Here is an 18490-nt window from a genome sequence, read left to right as displayed (position 1 = left end):
ATGATTCTTTATTATTTTATGTACCTCTTTCACCATAAACATCTGATTTATACTCATTCAACTAAAGGTGAAACCGGTGAACCTCCTAAATGAATTTTATAGTTACAAGTAGCTTTAGAAGATTTTGTCTTTTGCTGATCGCTGTAAACTTCAATTTATATTGATTTTCTTTTCTCTTTTCTGATTTTATATTCTATCTTTGCAATGCTCTTTATCAAAATCCACAGCAGGGGAACCTGCTGTATCAATGTGGCAGGCTTTTTTATGCTTGTCCTATCATTCTATATGGCGGTTTCGTACCCCCATGTAGGATGTTAATGCACCTACTGCCTGTTGTGGATGGTGAAGAGCAATGGGACAGGCGGAACCGCTTCTTTTATTTCTTAAAACTACCCTTCTGTATCGCCCCATTGAACTTAATTTATTCACCATTTAATTAAAATTCTTATGGAAGAAGTTTTAAGCAACCAGCAGGCTCGTCCGGGGGACGCGACGCAACTCATGCACGTTATCTTTTCATCCGATGATGAAATGATGTCTTTTTATCTGACTCTCAATCGTTTTATGAATCCTGAAAGCTATCTAGTGGAACGAACAGATCGAAAGAGACTGGAGGATTTAGCTAGTACGCTTTGTAGTAATGTGGCAGCCTTTGAAGCCATCCGTAATTATAAGTCGATAAGTGTGAAAGAGGTGATTAGAGGATTCGGGGCGCACATGATGAATACGCTAATCTCCAATACCAATCGTTTCCAAAGTGCCGATGCCGTGGGAACGTTAATGAATTGCATACTGAATACCACTAAAAACAGTTGGCAGTTTAAGAAAATGGATCGGAATAATGATATACATCTTCAAAATGTACGCTATTTGTTGAATCGGCTGGATGCGGCAGAATCTAATGAAGAGAAGAACTGTGAAGAAGTAGCGATATAAACAGTTTTCTCTAAAAATTACTTAGGAAACGCAAATAGAGGGTATAAGAATCGGAGATAATGTATAGATAAAGGCAAATGTAACGTAACATAAAGCATCTGTAACCTGCCCGATAGAAAAGGAACACAAGACGTTGTGCTCCTTTTTTATATTGTTGTAACTTTGCTTTCAGATAATATGATAAAGCTGATTGTTATGAGAAACACACTTTTTGGGATTCTATTCCTTTTTATTTTGCCTCTTCAGGCACATCAGAAACTTCCGTATTTGCAGAAACAGGGAAGTACCACACAACTTATGGTAGATGGAAAGCCATTCTTGGTGATTGGCGGTGAATTGGGAAATTCTTCAGCTTCCTCTATTGAAGATATTGAACGTATATTCCCGAAATTGCAACGTATGGGGCTGAATACGGTACTGGTTCCTGCATATTGGGATTTAACAGAACCACAGGAAGGTAAATTTGATTTTACTCTGACGGATAAAGTGATTCAACAGGCTCGCGCGAATGATTTGAAGGTGGTTTTCCTTTGGTTCGGTGCGTGGAAAAACTCAATGAGTTGCTATGCTCCGATCTGGTTTAAGGAAGATTATAAGAAATACCCGCGTGCCTATACGAAAGCAGGGAAGCCCCTCGAAATAGCCAGTTCCTTTTCGGAGAATGTGTTTCAGGCGGATAGCCGTGCTTTTTCCCAATGGATGAAACACATTGCTTCTGTGGATAAGGAAGAGGGAACGGTTATCATGATTCAGATAGAAAACGAAATCGGAATGTTGGAAGATGCCCGCGATTATTCCAAAGAAGCGGATAAACTGTTTTATGCACCAGTTCCGTCTCTTTTCATCGACTATTTGCAAAAGAACAAGAGATCTCTGCATCCCGAAATGTTGGCAAAATGGGAGAGCCAGGGATTCAAGAAGAAAGGTACGTGGCAGGAAGTGTTTGGTGCAGACGTGTATACGGATGAAATTTTTATGGCCTGGTCGTATGCGCAGTATGTAGAACGAATGGCAAAGTTAGCACGTTCTATCTATAATATTCCGTTGTATGTCAATGCAGCAATGAACAGTAGGGGGCGGAAACCGGGAGAATATCCGTCGGCAGGACCATTGGCTCATTTGATAGATGTATGGCATTATGCAGCACCCAACATTGATTTTCTGGCTCCGGATTTATATGATAAAGGTTTCGTTGATTGGGTGGCAAAGTATAAACTGCACAATAATCCTCTCTTTATACCTGAAATTCGGTTGGAAGACAATGATGGAGTACGTGCTTTCTATGTGTTTGGTGAGCATGATGCGATTGGCTTTTGTCCTTTCTCTATTGAAAGCGGTTCGGATAGAGCAGATGCACCTTTGGTACAGAGCTATATTAAATTGAAAGAACTGATGCCTTTATTGACAAAATATCAGGGTAAAGGAGTGATGAACGGTCTTTTGTTTGATGAAGAGAATAAAGAACGAATACTTTCATACGATGATTTGGAGATTACCTGCCGTCATTACTTCACTCTGCCATGGGACCCACGTGCCCGGGATGGCACTGTATGGCCTGAAGGGGGAGGTGTTTTGCTGCGTCTGGCTCCAGATGAGTATATCGTTGCCGGCAGTGGCTTGGTACTTGAATTTAAGAAACAGGGGGAAAATAAAATGAAAAGTTCACCGGCATTGGGCGAGGATGGTTTTGCCAGTGTGGGCGGAAAGGCATCAAAAACGGAAAATAGCTGGCAAGGTGGTATGAGAGCCGGTATCGGTTCTGTAGATGAAGTTAATGTGAACGAAGATGGTTCACTGAAATATATCCGGCGCCTGAATGGCGATCAGGACCATCAGGGAAGGCATGTACGTATTCCTGTCGGAGAATTCAGTATTTTACACGTCAAACTGTACGAGTATAAATAATGTGACGACATGGTGCACCTTTGTTGGCTACATACGTATAGAAGAGTGGAGTCATTACTTGCCTAGTACCAACAGACTTTCCGGTCCCATATTGAACAACAGGTCTATGATACTCAAATTAGGAAGAAAACCCAGTTTGGGCTCGAAAACCTGATAGTAAGGTTGCGGAATAAACTCTGTATCCACTTCTCGGAAATCCTTTTTGGGATGAATGACTTCCCGAAAATCGAATTCTCCGGGAGCAAACTCCATCTTATATTCGCTAGTACGCTCCATAGTGGGGTGAATATCTATCAATTCACAGACCATCCGGCATAGTTCTTCGTTGAAATCGATTAAAAACTCGTATTTCTTTTCGTAGAAGGGACGGAAGTCGTCCTTGTAATATTCAAAGAAAGGAGTACTGTTGTAGGCTGATTCGATGGCGTTCCAGTGCAGATGTCTCCAGTTGCCGTGGTCGGAGATGCGGATATCTTTCATCGGACACTTCAATGTGTCGGGTTTTACGGTTGGGATAGAAAGAGCTAATTCGCCGGATGGGCCGGCAATGGTGCACCGGTTACGATAGGTTTGTTTGATATAGTGGTCGTGTTGCTCTACAAACACTTTGTCATAAGCCAGAAGTTTGGTATAATATTCGACGGGAGCGAGATAAGCTGAAGATAAATAAGCTATTTTCATTTCTTTCATTTTAATACGTTTAGGGGGCTCTATAATAAGGATATTAATTAAGGATATTATTAAGGAGTTATTTCTTTTATGTTCCGGAAGATTATTTCACCGTTCTGAAGAAACGGTTCCATCGGTATCCGTCAAACAAGCCTGTCTCTTTTTCTTTGGAGAACCAAATGATGGAGGCTTTCCCGATGATATGGTCTTGCGGGACAAACCCGAAGAGCCGTGAGTCGGAAAAGTTGACGGTATTGTTAGATCCCATCCAATAGTAATCTTTAGTGAAATAACAGTGTTGTGTAGGTTTGCCGTCTACGTAGAGAGTGTCGTTCTTTATTTCTGCCTGTTTGCCTTCGTGCATCACGAGGGTATTCCGCAGTAAGGTTATGTTCCAGGGATAGACCCGGATAAATTTCCCTTTTCCGGGAACAATCAGCGGATTCGGTTCGGCATCTTCCCTGTTTGACAAAGGTTGGACAAAACTCTCTTTCCCATTCATTGCCTGTTCCAACAAATAATATTCGTAACGGCTGAAACTACGCACATGAGTACTGTCATTACTTCCCATCAATCCGTCGTTGGTGATGGAAAGAGTATGCATGAGTGAGGTAATCAGATTTTCTTTTGACGCGGGGTACGAATAAAGCCTTTTCTTATCCGGATTGAATTGTGCCTCTGGAGAAATAACGGAGAAAAGAGAATCGACCAATAATGTATCTCCCGGAACTCCGAGGCAACGGCTGATATAGATTTCCCGGCGGTCGATGATAGGTTCCCGGATTCCAGCCGGATTATTGAACACTACAATATCTTGTTGCCGTACAGGACTTTCACACCAACGATGATAAGAAAAGAGCGACATGAAAGGAACTCGCAATCCGTAACTCCATTTGTTCACTAAGATACGTTCACCCTGGAAAATGGAGTTTTCCATACCGGTGGAAGGGATAAGGCAGGACGTAAAAGCAAATCCCCGGAGCAGAAGCACTACGACTACTGCTCCGGCAAATGCTAGTATCCATTTGAATTTACGAATGTTCATCAATATTTATCACCTTATCACTCTATTCTATCCGTACACTTATCAGTCTACCCACTTGAAGAGGCGGTTCCAGCGAATCTTACCGTCAAACCATCCACGGTCTTTGTCAAGCGACAGCCATACGACAATCGGCTTGCCCACTACGTGATCTTCGGGTACAAAACCCCAATAACGGGAGTCGGCAGAGTTGTGACGGTTGTCACCCATCATCCAGTAATAATCCATTTTGAAGGTATATTCATTGGTCTTTTCACCGTTGATGTAGATACCGTCCGGTTTCACTTCCAGCTTGTTGCCTTCGTAGGCTACGATGCAACGCTCATAGATAGGCAGGTTGTCTTCTGTGAGGGTAATGGTAGCTCCTTTGGCAGGAATCCAGATCGGACCGTAATTGTTGCGGTTCCATTTGGTATAAAGGTTCAGCGGATACATCTGTCCGGCGTATTCTTCCGGTTCCATTACTATTTTGCTGATTAGCTTTTTATTGCCAAGGAGAGTGTCATACATCTTTTTAGTCAATGGAAGATGATATACCGGATTCAGTTTGCCTTGCGCATTCCGGTTGTCCAGTCCCATATCCAATAATCCGCCTTCCCAGCCAGAGTCTTCTATCAGCATGGTGTCATCCTTGCTGATGCCTAATTCGCGGAGCATATCTTCCGGAATGTACGGGCCGGTAGTCTGTACGAAGTAGTTGAATTGCAGGTTTTCGGGGTTCTCAATCGCCTTACCGTCAATCATCACCTGTCCGTCTACAATTTGCAATGTATCACCGGGCAAGCCGACACAACGTTTCACATAATTCTCGCGACGGTCTACCGGACGCCACAGTACTTCACCGTAAGTACGCGGATTGTTTAGAATCTGTTTACGTCCGGCGTCATAGTAGAGGTCATAGATTGCACGTTGCTGTGAACGTGTCAGGCTATCCATTTCAATCTGTTTGGAGTAGATGCGTTGTCCTTCACCATAAGCCAGCGTATAGAAGTCCGTTGTCTGTTGGTAGTTCACTGCCACCGTATCTCCTGCCGGGAAGTTGAAAACCACAATGTCATTCAGCTTCACTTTGCCGAAGCCCGGTACCCGTTTGTATTTCCATTGTGGCCACTCGATATACGATTTAGTATTGAAGACAGGCAGCGTATGTTGTGCCAACGGCATAGAAAGGGGAGTGTTCGGTACGCGGGGACCGTAGCTCATCTTGCTTACATACAGGAAATCGCCTACCAGCAATGATTTTTCCAGCGAAGAGGAAGGAATCTGGTAATTCTGGAAGATGTAGATATTGACGAAGTAGACGGCAACCAACGCAAATACGATGGCATCCACCCAACTCATCACACTGCGGACAGCCGGATTCTTCGACTTCTTCCAAAAAGACCAAGGTATTTTCTTTGTGATATAAATATCGAAAATGAAAGGAACAACAATCAATCCCCACCAACTCCGTACCCAGAGGAGGAAGACGAGGTAAAGTAGAATAGCAATGGCACATTTGATCCATTGTGCGCGTGTGGCTTGTCTCATAATGTTATATTTGTTTAGAACTAGCTTCTGAAATCTTAGTCGTTCAAGAATGGGAATAAATCACTCATGCCCAAAAAACCTTCGTGTGTGGCAGTATATTCGGCTGCCAGTACGGCTCCCAATACAAATCCACCACGACTTTTGGCATCATGCGTGATAGTTATGCTGTCTACATCAGATTCATAGCGAATGGTATGAAGGCCGAACACTTCTCCTTCGCGGATAGAGGCGATAGGAAGTTCATTAGGGGCGCAATCGTTGGTTCCGCTAATGGTTCCGTCCGGTGCAAGGAAAGTGCCTTTCACCCATTTGTCCTTACGGTCCAGCTTTTCCAGAATACCTTCCGCCAATGTAATGGCTGTTCCGCTGGGAGCATCCAGTTTGTGGATATGATGTGTCTCGCTCATGGTGACATCATAAGCAGGGAACTGATTCATGATTTTAGCCAGATACTTGTTGACAGCAGAGAAAATGCTGACTCCCAGACTGAAGTTGGACGACCAGAACAGTGTTTTGCCTCCTTCAGTGCAGAGCTTTTTGATTTCTTCGCCATGCTCGGCCATCCATCCGGTACTGCCCGATACCAGTTTCACATCGGCTTTGAATGCTTTCATATAATTGCTGTAAGCTACCATCGGATTGGTAAACTCAATGGCCACATCGGCCGATTTGAATGCTTCCGATTCGAAGTCATCCTGATTATTGATGTCAATGATGCAGACGATTTCATGTCCGCGACTACGGGCAACCTTTTCTATCTCTTTGCCCATCTTTCCGTAACCGATCAGTGCTATTTTCATTGTTTTCTGACTTATATTCAAAATAATAGTCGCAAAGATAAGATTTTTATTACATTTGCAGCGCACATTAACGTCTTGTTAACATGGAACATCTTCTCCACTACGTGTGGAAGCATAAATTATTTCCCCTGAAAGTACTGCAAACCACCAACGGCTTACCGGTAGAAGTGATTGACTCCGGTCTGCAAAATCCCAACGCCGGTCCCGACTTTTTTAACGCGAAACTAAAGATTGATGGTGCCTTATGGGTAGGGAATATAGAAATACATACACATTCTTCCGACTGGTTTCGCCACGGACATCATTCTGACAAAGCATACGACTCTGTGATTCTCCATGTAGTGAGTGAAGCAGATACGGAAATAACCCGTACCAACGGTGAACAGATACCGCAACTATTACTTACCTGTCCGGACAATGTGCAATTACATTACCACGAACTTTGTGTAGCCGATCAGTATCCGGCTTGCCATCCCATCCTTGCCTCTCTTCCCAAACTTACCATTCATTCTTGGCTGACCGCTTTGCAAACGGAACGTTTGGAGCAGAAAGCGCAATTAATCACACAGCGTCTCAAACATTGTAACAGTAATTGGGAAGATGCATTCTTTATCACCCTTGCCCGTAATTTCGGTTTTGGCTTGAACGGAGATGCTTTTGAAACGTGGGCGGGACTGTTGCCGTTTCGTGCGATGGATAAGCACCGGAATGATTTGTTTCAGATAGAGGCTTTTTTCTATGGTTTGGCGGGATTGTTGGAAGAAACGTTTCTGAAAAAGGAACAGGAAGACGAGTATAGTCTCCGTCTTTGTAAGGAGTTCCGTTATTTGCAGCGGAAGTTTGAAATCAGGCAGGGGATGGACGCTACGTTATGGCGTTTTCTACGGCTTCGTCCGGAAAACTTTCCGCATATTCGCTTGGCGCAATTAGCTTATCTCTATCAGAAAGGGGATAAGTTGTTTTCACGTTTGTTGGAAGCGGAAACTCTGGTGGATGTGAGAAACTTACTGGATGCCCGTACGTCTCCCTATTGGGAAAATCATTATTTATTCGGGCGACCGTCTTCACAAAAGGAGAAGACGATGGGAGAGCGTTCCAAGGATTTGATTATCATTAATACAGTGGTTCCTTTTCTTTATACATACGGTCTGCATAAGGCAGATGAACGAATGTGTGAACGTGCCGGACGTTTTCTGGAAGAATTGAAGGCGGAGAGTAATCATATTATCCGCTCGTGGAGCGATGCCGGGCTTCCGGTTGTCAGTGCGGCGGATAGTCAGGCATTGATACAGTTGCAAAAAGAGTACTGTGATAAGCGAAAGTGTCTGTACTGTCGCTTCGGTTATGAATATTTGAGGAAAAAGTAGCTTCGAAAAAAAGGCTTTGGTCGATGAAATATGTATAATTTTACCACGTTAGTGTATTTTTCTATGTATACGTTTTTTTATTTTATCACTATCTTTACATTGTGCAATAAACAAAACATCTTATAGAAAGAACAATATTATGAATAAAATTATTAGCCTTTTCATTGCTGTATTTTTTAATGTATATACTTCTGCTCAGATAAATGCAGGAAGTACCAAAGAATCTTTAATGACTCTTGACGAGATGCCATCATGGATTTTAAGTAATATTCAATTTCCTCAAGAAGCGTACAAATATGGAATAGCTGGCATTGAACAAGTTTGTATTAGTGCATCTTGGGATGGAAAAGTTTTCATAACAAGCATACTGAATACATTAAATCCTGCTTTTGAGAAAGAAATTATGGATGTCATAAGTAAAGCTCCTCGATGTCGATATAATGGAAGTCAACCTAAAGATATATATAAATATATGCTAATTGATTTTCATCAATATATTCCTGAAGATAAACGGGAACAAATACAACAAGTAACTATGCATATTCCACCGCGTTTATCGAATATTCCTACGAGTCCTTTTAATAGCAGGGACAAGTTTGTTCAATGGATACACAACAATATTCAAATACCATCAACACTGAAATGTTATTCAGATACATTACTTTTTCAGTATACAATAACTAAAAAAGGAAAGGTAAATAATATATCTATATTACAGTGTAAGAATGATATTGTAAAATGTGCGATAGAGGATTTATTAAAAAAATCTCCTAAATGGGAACCGGCCATTGCTGATAGAACAACTCCAATTGATGTTACTATATGTGATAAGATTATTATAAAAACCGATAATGATGGAATGCTTTTGCCATTAATAGTGTATCGTGATGATGTTTTTTGTAATACAAGAAGCAAACCAACTGATCCGGATATGATCGTTTTTAATCCAGAAATAAAGGCAAAATACAATGAAGAGGGTAATTTCTTGAAAAATATTATGTGTGATGTTATAGTTGATAAAAAAATGGTTCTGAATGGCTCGTTTGTTATAGAAAAGGATGGTACGACTAGTCATATAGAAATTTCAAACAGTCCGGACGCGGAAACTGATAGTATTGTAACAGAAGCTATCGCTCGAACAAAATGGATCGCTGCGATGCAAGGAGAAAGCGCAGTACGAACGATTTATTCATTTGGGGTAAATAAGCAACCGCGAAAACAAAATCAATCCAGTAAGTATTCTTATTATGATATTTTCGGTAAATATTTTATAGCCCTCCAAGCTAATCCGATGCGTACGTCATATAGATTCATTCAGGGGGATGGAACGATACAGAACTATCCATTTAATAATCAAGGACTGTTTGACTATAAGGCTTATTACCAAGGAATGTTATATTACTACAAAAATATGGCCGGAAAGAATAGTAATATTTCAAGAGATTATTTTGATAAACTCTATAAAATGTATGCGGGATATTAAAAGAAAAGATTTGTGCAAAAAGACAATTTCAAGGAAAAAAATTTAGTTCCCAATATTAGATATTGCGGTCTCTATCAAGGAAGCCAAAGTCTGCTTATAGACTTTCTTCAGTAATCTAATGGGTTACAGATGGCAGATGTGTGATAGCTGACTTGTACTGTGGTAGATACTTATTGTGTTTTCTTTATATTCTTTTCTTTATGAAGAAACTCTAAAATTTCAGCTTCCATTCGTAAAGCTTTTGTTCCTTTTTTCTTTATCGGTTGTTTTAAAAGATAATTTCCCATGTCGATGGCTGCATTTATATTTCCTTTGTCTATATAAAGCTGGAATAATTTGTACGAAGGAGTGATATGATGTGGAATCATGGCAGCAGCCGTTTGATAGCATGCTTCAGCTTGAGCGTAATCTCTTTTTTGTTTCCAAAAATCTCCCATCTTGATATATAGTTCACTATTAGGAGCAATTCGGGCAGCTGTTTGTAATATTTGTGGTTTTGTATTTAAAGGATAATCTTCCAAACTACTTTTTGAGTAGATGTACATTAACTGTGGATTATAACAAAATAATGGGTATAATGTGGATAGTTGAGAATGGGCTTCTTCGGATATTTTATTTTTATCCACTATCCTGATAATTGTGGTAAAAGTTTTATGGTAAATATGATAGGACCAGATTGATATACATATAATAGAGATGGAGGCTATACTTCTAACGATGTATTTTGCTAAAATAGATATTGTAAACACTTTTATGGTTTTGCTTTTCATCATTCCTATTATGCTGATGAATAATATTTCTAATGGAAAAACCTGGCCAGGATAAGAAAAAAAAGAGAAGACTAGGAAAGTGGTTAAGGCGGATTTCAGACAATGGTCAGTATTATTCTTTTCTTTATAACTAAATAATGCATAAAACAACCATGAAACAACAACTAATCCAACTATTCCCTGTTCTGCTGTTATATATAAAAATTCGTTGTATGTATAAAAAATGTTGTCAGCTAATAATGTGTATGGAGAATTTGTAGCTTGTAAGAAATATTCAGCTTGGTAAAGCATGTAATTAGCTTGCCATCCTCCGGTCCCAATACCGAATAGAGGATAATCTTCTATCATCTTTATTGTGTTATACCATATTAGCAATCGGCCATCTGCCGAATCTCTTCTTATAAAGTAGATTGATATGATAAAAACGGTGATGATAAGCAGAAAACCTGATTTCAAAAGAGTTGGTTTGACTTTGATTGTATGTTTTCTTTTTAACCATTGCCATAGGAATATCATGCTTCCTACCAATGCAGCTGTCCACCCGGCGCGTGAACCAGATAATAGTAAACCATATAAAATAAAACAGGCTATCATGCAAAATGATAATGTTAATATACGATGCTTGTTTTGTATGTTTTCATAAATGAAAAAAATAGATACTATCCAGCATACTGCTAATAATCCGCCTAATGGTCCTGGATTTCCAAACGTTCCTGTGATTCCGAAATCATGATGATTGCTCTCTAAATAATTCACTTTTTGAAGTGTTGAAATGATTACTTCGGTAATTCCCCAAATACAGACTATGTATAATAGGCAATAGCACTGTCGTTTTGGCATAATGCGTATACACGTATATATAAGGCATAATACAGTCACTCGCCAAATTGATGAGTAGTCAATAGGTACAGCTCTATTTAAGAACAGTAATATGCAAATTGATATAAGTAATATATCTTGTATTCTGATGTTTTCAATAGAATAGCTTTTCATACTGTTTATAAGGTACATTTAATTTAAGTGGAAATATATTTATATATGATTTATCCTAAAGATGAGCAATGTGTAATCTAAATTTTCCAGCACTCTTGGTTTTGTTTTACACAAAGAATGCTGGAAAATAATAATTTTCATAATCGATCGGCACTAATTTTTACAGAACTGTACCGTATAATAATAAAACTTCTTAATCTATATATAAATTCTTCTCATATCTTTTAGAAGTTAGTTTTCCTGTTTTTTCATCATTAGAATATGTTGAAAGAAACAAATGTGCCCTTACTACATTATTGGCTGGGATAGAATCCAAAGGATAGGAGAGTTCTATTCTTCCTTTTGGAGATAAACTCTTGTGTAATATCCATTTCCCGCTTTCAAGAGTAAATAGACAAATCGTCAAATCCGCGCTTTTCCCATTAGAAGATTCTGTTAAAACAATATAGCTTCCACTAAATTCACTTAACCGCCCTTGATTCATAACTAAAATTTCTTTGTCTGTATTATTAGTAAGTATAAGGGTTAAAGAATTATTCGGTTTATCATAAGAAAATTCAATTTTTACTTCTTGGGCGGTACAAAAAATAGAAATGCCCAAAAGTACAATACCTATAAATAAATGTTTACTTGTTATCATTTAATTTGTTTTATGGGTAAATCATTTTTATATCTTTTGCTAACTAATTTTCCTGTCTTCCTATCTCTAAAATATGTGGAGAGGAATAATCTAGCTCTTGTAACATTATTTGCAGGGATAGCTTCAAATGAATAAAAAAGTTCTAGTCTTTCGTTAGGGTTTATTGTTTTAGAACGGATCCACTGTCCATCTTCATAGTCATATAACGAGATGATTAGATCACTCTGTCCATTATCATGTTTTTCAGTTAAAATAATGCAGCTTCCAGATGATTCATTCAATAGGCTTTGATTCAATACTATTATTTCTTTATCCGTATTATTGAAAAGTTTTAGAATCAAAGCATTGTCTTGTCTATTATAAGCAAAAGTAATTTCTAAATCCTGTGTTTGTCCCTTGCTAGGAATTGACATACACAATAATATACTTATAAAAAAAGATTTAATTGTATTCATAATTTTATTTATTTGATGATTGTTCTGTAGCAATTATTAGAAGTTGTTCATAAGTCCATTCTAACCAAGTTCTTTCATTCTCATAATAATGTGATACCTCTGGAAAGTTTTCGCGTTCTGCTTTATGCGTCTCTAATTCATTTTTATAATATTCTATTGTTCCATAGCGATCAATGATTAATTCTTGCTTAAAATCAGCTTCTCTTGTTTCGGGAGTCATTATATATTTGCCATACATTATATCTAATCTTTCATTCAATATCTTTTCAATATATGGTGGAGGATTTAGGACAATTGTTTTTTCGAGAATAGTCATTTCAAGTTTTCCATAATGCTTATGGTCAATATGGTACATCTCATGCCATATTGTGGCTATTCTATCTATTTCTGTTAAATTATCTGAGCTAAAAAATAATTGACATAGTTGAAGAACTCCATCCTTGCTTGTACGTGCAGTTGAACGACAATAGTTTTGTTTTTCAATTGTGTATTTCGTTCGATCAATATTCTTAAGCTTTTCTAGTTGGATTAAAAGGCTATTTACTGCTTTTTTTTCAGCTGTAGATAAAGGAATAGATTTTTCATCAGAATTCTGGTCACCATTATTATTTTCTGTCACAGTATCATCTTCCGTACTCGTCGATTCCGGTTCTGTCGGTTCGGGGTCTATTGTTCCACTATCGGGAGGTGCTATGATTTCCCATTCATCGTTTCCGCCACTTGTTTCATTATTATTTGATTCTGGAGTAATTATGACTTCTTCAAGTGTCTCACCAATATAAGTGTAATCATCTTCATTACCATAATCATAATCGTAGTTATAGTCATCTTCTCCACGCGTTAAGACCATCTTTTTCTTTTGAATATATACAGTAGATGCTAATGCGCGAGCCTGCTCATACTTATCTGATAAATTAGTTTTCCCTGAAGCATTTAATAGAAATACCCCTCTCGTTTTTACTCCGTTCTTAAAAGTACTTATACGAGCTGTAACTTGTGAATATACACAGGAATATAATGCTACTCCTGTAAAACCACCCTTGTCTGCACAATTTATAAAGTTGTTACAAGTTTGTGCACCATTTCTACTATCATATAATTTGGAGGGTATCAAAGTTAAGATGTATTGATCCATTCTATTGCTCTTTACATCTTTTACTATCACTAGTTTCTGATATACATTGACTTTTCCTGCAGAAGGCTTGCCATTTCTTTCATCTACATAAATTGCTTTAAAGTGATAAGTCGGAGTTATAGGAATATCATAGCAAGCGAGTCCGTTGTTGGTAGAACTGACTGCTGCATCCCAGTTAGGTACGAAATCACCGGGGGAAACTGTTTTATTCCTTTTGTTATCCAATGAACGACTTAATGTTAAATTAGCATGAGCTTGAGTTTGAAAAAAGTTTTTAGCTTCTTGCAAACTAAAATCTTTCATGTCAGTCTGTAAACCTGATTCTAGCAAATCTTCATCTTTGCAATTTACTATACTAATGACAATTGCAATTACACATAAAACAGTATAAATATAAGTTGATTTTTTCATAAAATAATCATTTTAATCCTTTTCTTTTCATTTTTCTTTCAAAATCGTATTTCCACCAACCATACCATTTTTTATAATTATCAACCTTGAATAAAGGATTTACTGTCTTACAGAAGGTTTCACCTAATTGGGAGAGTTGGTCGTATTTATCGCTATCAGACAGTTTTTTCTGATTGAGAATCTTATATTCTTCAATTGCATACTTATTATAAGCTGTCTTGAATTTGTTTATTTGCTCCTGATTTAGCCCATATCTTGATTTCAAAGTATGATCTAATGCTGCATTATTTACTTTTTTCCACTTTACAGAAACAGACGGAACAGTCTTTGCTATTTTTTTTGCCATCTCATCATCAATAGCCATCAGTTCCACTTCCCTTTCGGCATTTTTTTTATTGCTATTGAGTATGTTTGCACGTTTTTGTTTATACGTATCTTCTATTTTTGCTATGGTAAAGGCATCTTTGTATGTAACTCCATATTTGTCCATATTGTCAAGTGCTCTGAAGAACAGTCTCTTATATTCGATATACCAAGTCCCATTTTCAGTTCCTAATATTTGTTTTATTTTAATATTTAGCTCGGATACCATAGTATCACTATTTTCATATTTTTCCCATGCTTCTCCAGTATCTTTATGCATTTTATCTCGTTCTTTGACCCATTCCGATTCGGCCTTATACAAAGCACGCATTTTTTCATATGGAATAAATTTGTTTTCACTTAGTATTTGGTAACGTTCCATTTCTTGGGTACAAGAGCTCCATTTTTTATGTTTTCCTCCAGAAAATGCTTGGCTGATTATTGTACCATATTTTTTATAAAGCTTTTTTTGTTCCGCTTTAAATTGAGTAGAGCTAATTTTCCGATTCTTTAGCTGGTCATTCTCTTTCTGTAAGGAGAATAGAATTTGTTCGTATTCATCTGCCTTTTGACTATTGATTTTATACGTTCTCATCATATATTCCTTGCGTTTACCGATGTTTACGCCCGGAATAATTTGTGAAAAGCCCACACTTCCTATTAAAAGTAAGGACAAAAACAAAGTAATTTTTTTCATAATTTTATTATTTAATAGTTAGAAATAATTTTACCACCATATCTGTTTCCCATTTTCATAAGTGAATGGACGTTCTTCACGGCCTTTAGTCAAATTGCGCAACCATAACAGAGCTTTTTGAGGTACGTTATCATAAACGACACTATCACCTATTGGTCGTTTCCGGCCTAAACTTATCCATTGATCCTGCCAATAAAACAGTTCATAAGTGTCTGTTGAAACTATTGCATTATCGTCATTACGTGGAGCAAATCCAATTTTTGAAATCTTCACAGGTTTATATAAATCCACACCAACCCATAAGTCTATGCCACCACTCACTTGATAATAGGTAAGTGGTTGTCCATCGAAAATATTAAGCATAGTACTGTCTTCGTATATAGCATCACAAGCTATAGGGTGGAATGGTAGAAGCTTTTCATCAGATTGATATAAACAAAATTCTGCGATACTAAAGGTCCCTTTTGGTTTTCTATAACGTATGTAACGATAGGCTTTCTCTGCAGATATTTCTATCTTTTGCATTTTGCTTTCCGGAGTTTTTGTTATTTTATAAAGTTCCGTTGCATCAGAAAAGTCTGCTTTATTTGCCCCTTCAAAAACTCCCATAATCATCAATTTTGAGAAATCAACAATTCGCATATTCAAAGGGAATTTGCGTTTACATACTACTCTTTCAAGATGTTTAGTGTCTGGTTTTATTTCCCTTACTGAATCCTCCGATACTATTATTGGGCTGCCTATTGGAATGGCCTCTTCATTTACCCAGTGAGTTGGGAGATAAACTATGCCATCACCTAAATCAATAGCTTCCTTATTACGATCAACATTGTATATATTTCCAGTCCCAATGTGATGGAATGTTTGAGAAGAGGAAAAAGCAACAGGTACCCATCTTTTTGGGGAAAATACAGATAAAAAATTTTCTTTTTCTTTATTTATATTAGTCGAGACTGTAACATCACAAGAGCCGATGTTGTGCAATTTTGTAACATCCAGTAGGTCATTGTGACGAAATAATTCGGGAATATTGTCGATGTGTTTGGCTAAATCTTGTATTGAATACATCTTACGATATATTTTAGGAGTTTTACGTGATAGGTAATAATCTCCGTTTGCTTGTTTGTCTGTGTTTTGTAATGGATATATTTTATTGTCTGGTAATATAATTGAAACAAAAGAATGTCCATTGTTATTGCTTCCCCAATAAGGTACAAATTCAAATGCGGCAGGAATTCCTACTGACCGTAAGGCCATAGTAACTAATGCTGTTCTATCATCACATTTACCATATCCTGTCTTTATTATTGATGAATATGATTTTAATGTATCTTTGTAAAATTCGGGAGATAGCTCTATTTTAATTTGAGCATTTATATTCTGTGCTGTTTGAATAATATCGTTGGTACATTGTTTCTCAAATTTTCTACTACAGTCCCATTTCCAATAATATTGCAATGATTCATCAGCGACTCTGTATGGTAAGATGTATTCGCAGAACTGTTCGAATGTATAATTTTTCAAATAAGGACTCTTTTCTTTTAAAAAGAATGAATGCTCTAGTGATTTTATGAGAGAGTCAGCTTTTACTATATCAATATCATATATTTTCTGTTCTTTGCCATTGATGGAATATTTGTTAGGCATATTTTCTATCAGAAAGCAAGCAGCTTTATATTTATCTTTGTCCTTATTTGTTTTATAATGTTCTAAAAAGCGAGTAAGTTCCTTTTTATTTGTTTGAGAATTGTTTGCTATTTCCCATGCTAGTTTTTCACTGGATGAAGTACAACTGAGTAACAAGAGAAGTAAAAATACGGTGTAAATTGTTTTCATAGTATTATAATGTTAAAGTGTATTCTTTGTTTGTATGTTGTTACAAAGGTGAGGAGAAATAAGTATTTAGGTATGAGTAAATGGTACATTAGTAGGATGAAAACGTACATTATTTGACCGTAGACGAATGGAATCGGATATTTCTTTAAAATCTTTTATTTAGAACGTAATAACGAAGTTTCTTTTGTGCCTTGATTTGAACCAATTTTAATGTATAAAAGTATTGCAAAACCAAACTTGTTACTATCTTTGCGCCGTCAATTAAACTATTAATTTATATAGTGTTATGAGAGCTAAAAAGTTTGTATGCTGCTTGCTGGCTATGATGCTGCTCGCAGGTGTTTCGTTTATCTCCTGCGGTAATAGTTCCAAGGCAAAAGCCGATAGTGAACTGACTACACAAGACGGTGAAGATTTCAAATCCTTTCTGGATAAATTTACTTCCAGTGCAGCCTTCCAGTATACTCGTATCAAGTTCCCATTAAAGACTCCGATCACTTTGTTGGCAGATGACGGAGAAACCGAGAAAACATTCCCTTTCACTCGGGAAAAGTGGCCGTTGCTGGATAGCGAAACCATGAAGGAAGAACGTATCACCCAGGAAGAGGGAGGTATTTATGTTTCCAAGTTTACGTTGAATGAACCGAAGCATAAAATCTTTGAGGCAGGCTATGAAGAATCCGAGGTTGATTTGCGTGTCGAGTTCGAGTTGCAGTCGGACGGGAAATGGTATGTGGTAGATTGCTATACAGGTTGGTATGGATATGACTTGCCGATTGGAGAGTTAAAGCAGACTATTCAGAATGTGAAAGAAGAAAATGCCGCATTCAAAGAAATACATCCTTAGAAAGGAGAAATAAGTATTAAGTATCAAGTGTTGAGTATTAGCCAGTCATTTGATGTTAATACTTAATATTTGATACTTGATACATGATATCGATTACGGTTCTCCGACATAATATCCCAGTTCAGATTCTTTTCCATCCACCATCTCTCTGACAATACCATTTTTGGTGTTGAACTCTTGATAGAGTTCTTCATAATCACGTGTATAGTCTGCATCGGGGACTACGTTAACATCAAATTTAAGTTCGGCTCTCCCGTCGGGGAGCATATTGCCGAAAATCCGGATGCGGTGAACCACTTCGCCTACATTCTTGATGCTGTTGTAGGTTGCTTTGAATTGCCTGATACCGTCTTCGGGAATGATGATATGCGAACTTTTATCCAGAATGATACAGCCACAGGAAGGTTGCATTTCTGAAATGATTAACGGAGCGTCTCCCGTGTTGGTGATGGTAAACATGATATCGAGTTGCTGACCTTGTTTGATAGGGTAATAGTGCCTGACGGAATCTTTTATCGTCATGCTGGTGGGACGTACTTCCTTTCTGCACCCTGTAAAGTAGAGCGGAAGTGCCGTCAGTAGTAAAATATAGAATATAGATTTATTCATTG

General features: G+C 37.7%; 16 protein-coding genes. 5 read left to right on the top strand and 11 right to left on the bottom strand.

Annotation, left to right across the window (positions count from 1 at the left end):
- Positions 1–447: 447 nt before the first annotated feature.
- Together BSCG_RS13260 and BSCG_RS13265 are read left to right on the top strand one after the other, a co-directional pair.
- Entirely contained in the window at positions 448–936 is a 489-nt protein-coding gene (locus BSCG_RS13260) for a hypothetical protein (protein WP_004313832.1), read from the top strand.
- 195 nt (positions 937–1131) lie between these two features.
- Positions 1132–2841 carry a DUF5597 domain-containing protein gene (locus BSCG_RS13265; RefSeq protein ID WP_004324264.1) on the top strand — a complete coding sequence of 570 codons (1710 nt, stop codon included), beginning with the start codon at positions 1132–1134 and terminating at the stop codon, positions 2839–2841.
- Positions 2842–2895: 54 nt separating this feature from the next.
- On the opposite strand, the gene BSCG_RS13270 is transcribed toward BSCG_RS13265, so the two are convergent.
- From BSCG_RS13270 to dapB, 4 genes are all read right to left on the bottom strand, one after another.
- Positions 2896–3531 (bottom strand): WbqC family protein, encoded by a 636-nt coding sequence (locus BSCG_RS13270; protein WP_004310330.1) that lies wholly within the window; start codon positions 3529–3531, stop codon positions 2896–2898.
- Between the two features lie 82 nt (positions 3532–3613).
- Positions 3614–4555, bottom strand: a complete 942-nt coding sequence (lepB, locus tag BSCG_RS13275; protein WP_004313835.1) for a signal peptidase I — start codon at positions 4553–4555, stop codon at positions 3614–3616.
- A gap of 42 nt (positions 4556–4597) precedes the next feature.
- Positions 4598–6082 (bottom strand): signal peptidase I, encoded by a 1485-nt coding sequence (lepB, locus tag BSCG_RS13280; protein WP_004307501.1) that lies wholly within the window; start codon positions 6080–6082, stop codon positions 4598–4600.
- 35 nt (positions 6083–6117) lie between these two features.
- Entirely contained in the window at positions 6118–6882 is a 765-nt protein-coding gene (gene dapB / locus BSCG_RS13285; RefSeq protein WP_004313836.1) for a 4-hydroxy-tetrahydrodipicolinate reductase, read from the bottom strand.
- Between the two features lie 83 nt (positions 6883–6965).
- Here dapB and BSCG_RS13290 point away from each other — a divergent pair, with 83 nt between their 5' ends.
- On the top strand, positions 6966–8249 hold the full coding sequence (locus BSCG_RS13290; RefSeq protein WP_004310333.1) for a DUF2851 family protein: 1284 nt from the start codon (positions 6966–6968) through the stop codon (positions 8247–8249).
- Between the two features lie 139 nt (positions 8250–8388).
- The gene (locus BSCG_RS13295) at positions 8389–9732 is read left to right on the top strand and encodes an energy transducer TonB (protein WP_004310334.1); all 1344 of its coding nucleotides are present in this window, start codon (positions 8389–8391) and stop codon (positions 9730–9732) included.
- Positions 9733–9902: 170 nt separating this feature from the next.
- On the opposite strand, the gene BSCG_RS13300 is transcribed toward BSCG_RS13295, so the two are convergent.
- The 6 genes from BSCG_RS13300 to BSCG_RS13325 all read right to left on the bottom strand — a co-directional run bounded on the left by BSCG_RS13300 (position 9903) and on the right by BSCG_RS13325 (position 17032).
- A complete protein-coding gene (locus BSCG_RS13300) occupies positions 9903–11258 on the bottom strand; it encodes an O-antigen ligase family protein (RefSeq protein WP_225483861.1) in 1356 nt (451 codons plus the stop codon).
- 430 nt (positions 11259–11688) lie between these two features.
- Positions 11689–12135 (bottom strand): hypothetical protein, encoded by a 447-nt coding sequence (locus BSCG_RS13305; protein WP_008641713.1) that lies wholly within the window; start codon positions 12133–12135, stop codon positions 11689–11691.
- Positions 12132–12590, bottom strand: coding sequence for a hypothetical protein (locus BSCG_RS13310; RefSeq protein ID WP_008776122.1), 459 nt, complete (start codon positions 12588–12590; stop codon positions 12132–12134). Before BSCG_RS13310 ends, BSCG_RS13305 begins: the two co-directional genes overlap by 4 nt.
- Before the next feature lie 4 nt (positions 12591–12594).
- On the bottom strand, positions 12595–14136 hold the full coding sequence (locus BSCG_RS13315) for a hypothetical protein (protein WP_008641715.1): 1542 nt from the start codon (positions 14134–14136) through the stop codon (positions 12595–12597).
- A 7-nt stretch (positions 14137–14143) separates the two neighbouring features.
- Positions 14144–15196, bottom strand: a complete 1053-nt coding sequence (locus BSCG_RS13320) for a hypothetical protein (RefSeq protein ID WP_004313841.1) — start codon at positions 15194–15196, stop codon at positions 14144–14146.
- Between the two features lie 30 nt (positions 15197–15226).
- Entirely contained in the window at positions 15227–17032 is a 1806-nt protein-coding gene (locus BSCG_RS13325; RefSeq protein WP_004313842.1) for a transglutaminase domain-containing protein, read from the bottom strand.
- 286 nt (positions 17033–17318) lie between these two features.
- On the opposite strand from BSCG_RS13325, the gene BSCG_RS13330 reads away from it, so the two are divergent.
- Entirely contained in the window at positions 17319–17879 is a 561-nt protein-coding gene (locus BSCG_RS13330) for a hypothetical protein (RefSeq protein ID WP_004313843.1), read from the top strand.
- A 93-nt stretch (positions 17880–17972) separates the two neighbouring features.
- On the opposite strand, the gene BSCG_RS13335 is transcribed toward BSCG_RS13330, so the two are convergent.
- Positions 17973–18488, bottom strand: coding sequence for a DUF1573 domain-containing protein (locus BSCG_RS13335; protein WP_008641720.1), 516 nt, complete (start codon positions 18486–18488; stop codon positions 17973–17975).
- Positions 18489–18490: the final 2 nt, after the last annotated feature.

Source organism: Bacteroides sp. 2_2_4, from assembly GCF_000157055.1.
In the GTDB taxonomy this organism is placed as follows: domain Bacteria; phylum Bacteroidota; class Bacteroidia; order Bacteroidales; family Bacteroidaceae; genus Bacteroides; species Bacteroides ovatus.
This window is presented reverse-complemented; position numbering and strand designations above follow the sequence as displayed.

What these genes read in the sequence shown, in the direction of transcription:
- BSCG_RS13260 (WP_004313832.1), top strand. Translation starts at nt 448, where the DNA reads ATGGAAGAAGTTTTAAGCAACCAGCAGGCTCGTCCGGGGGACGCGACG.
- BSCG_RS13265 (WP_004324264.1), top strand. Translation starts at nt 1,132, where the DNA reads ATGAGAAACACACTTTTTGGGATTCTATTCCTTTTTATTTTGCCTCTT.
- BSCG_RS13270 (WP_004310330.1), bottom strand. Translation starts at nt 3,531, where the DNA reads ATGAAAGAAATGAAAATAGCTTATTTATCTTCAGCTTATCTCGCTCCC.
- lepB (WP_004313835.1), bottom strand. Translation starts at nt 4,555, where the DNA reads ATGAACATTCGTAAATTCAAATGGATACTAGCATTTGCCGGAGCAGTA.
- lepB (WP_004307501.1), bottom strand. Translation starts at nt 6,082, where the DNA reads ATGAGACAAGCCACACGCGCACAATGGATCAAATGTGCCATTGCTATT.
- dapB (WP_004313836.1), bottom strand. Translation starts at nt 6,882, where the DNA reads ATGAAAATAGCACTGATCGGTTACGGAAAGATGGGCAAAGAGATAGAA.
- BSCG_RS13290 (WP_004310333.1), top strand. Translation starts at nt 6,966, where the DNA reads ATGGAACATCTTCTCCACTACGTGTGGAAGCATAAATTATTTCCCCTG.
- BSCG_RS13295 (WP_004310334.1), top strand. Translation starts at nt 8,389, where the DNA reads ATGAATAAAATTATTAGCCTTTTCATTGCTGTATTTTTTAATGTATAT.
- BSCG_RS13305 (WP_008641713.1), bottom strand. Translation starts at nt 12,135, where the DNA reads ATGATAACAAGTAAACATTTATTTATAGGTATTGTACTTTTGGGCATT.
- BSCG_RS13310 (WP_008776122.1), bottom strand. Translation starts at nt 12,590, where the DNA reads ATGAATACAATTAAATCTTTTTTTATAAGTATATTATTGTGTATGTCA.
- BSCG_RS13315 (WP_008641715.1), bottom strand. Translation starts at nt 14,136, where the DNA reads ATGAAAAAATCAACTTATATTTATACTGTTTTATGTGTAATTGCAATT.
- BSCG_RS13320 (WP_004313841.1), bottom strand. Translation starts at nt 15,196, where the DNA reads ATGAAAAAAATTACTTTGTTTTTGTCCTTACTTTTAATAGGAAGTGTG.
- BSCG_RS13325 (WP_004313842.1), bottom strand. Translation starts at nt 17,032, where the DNA reads ATGAAAACAATTTACACCGTATTTTTACTTCTCTTGTTACTCAGTTGT.
- BSCG_RS13330 (WP_004313843.1), top strand. Translation starts at nt 17,319, where the DNA reads ATGAGAGCTAAAAAGTTTGTATGCTGCTTGCTGGCTATGATGCTGCTC.
- BSCG_RS13335 (WP_008641720.1), bottom strand. Translation starts at nt 18,488, where the DNA reads ATGAATAAATCTATATTCTATATTTTACTACTGACGGCACTTCCGCTC.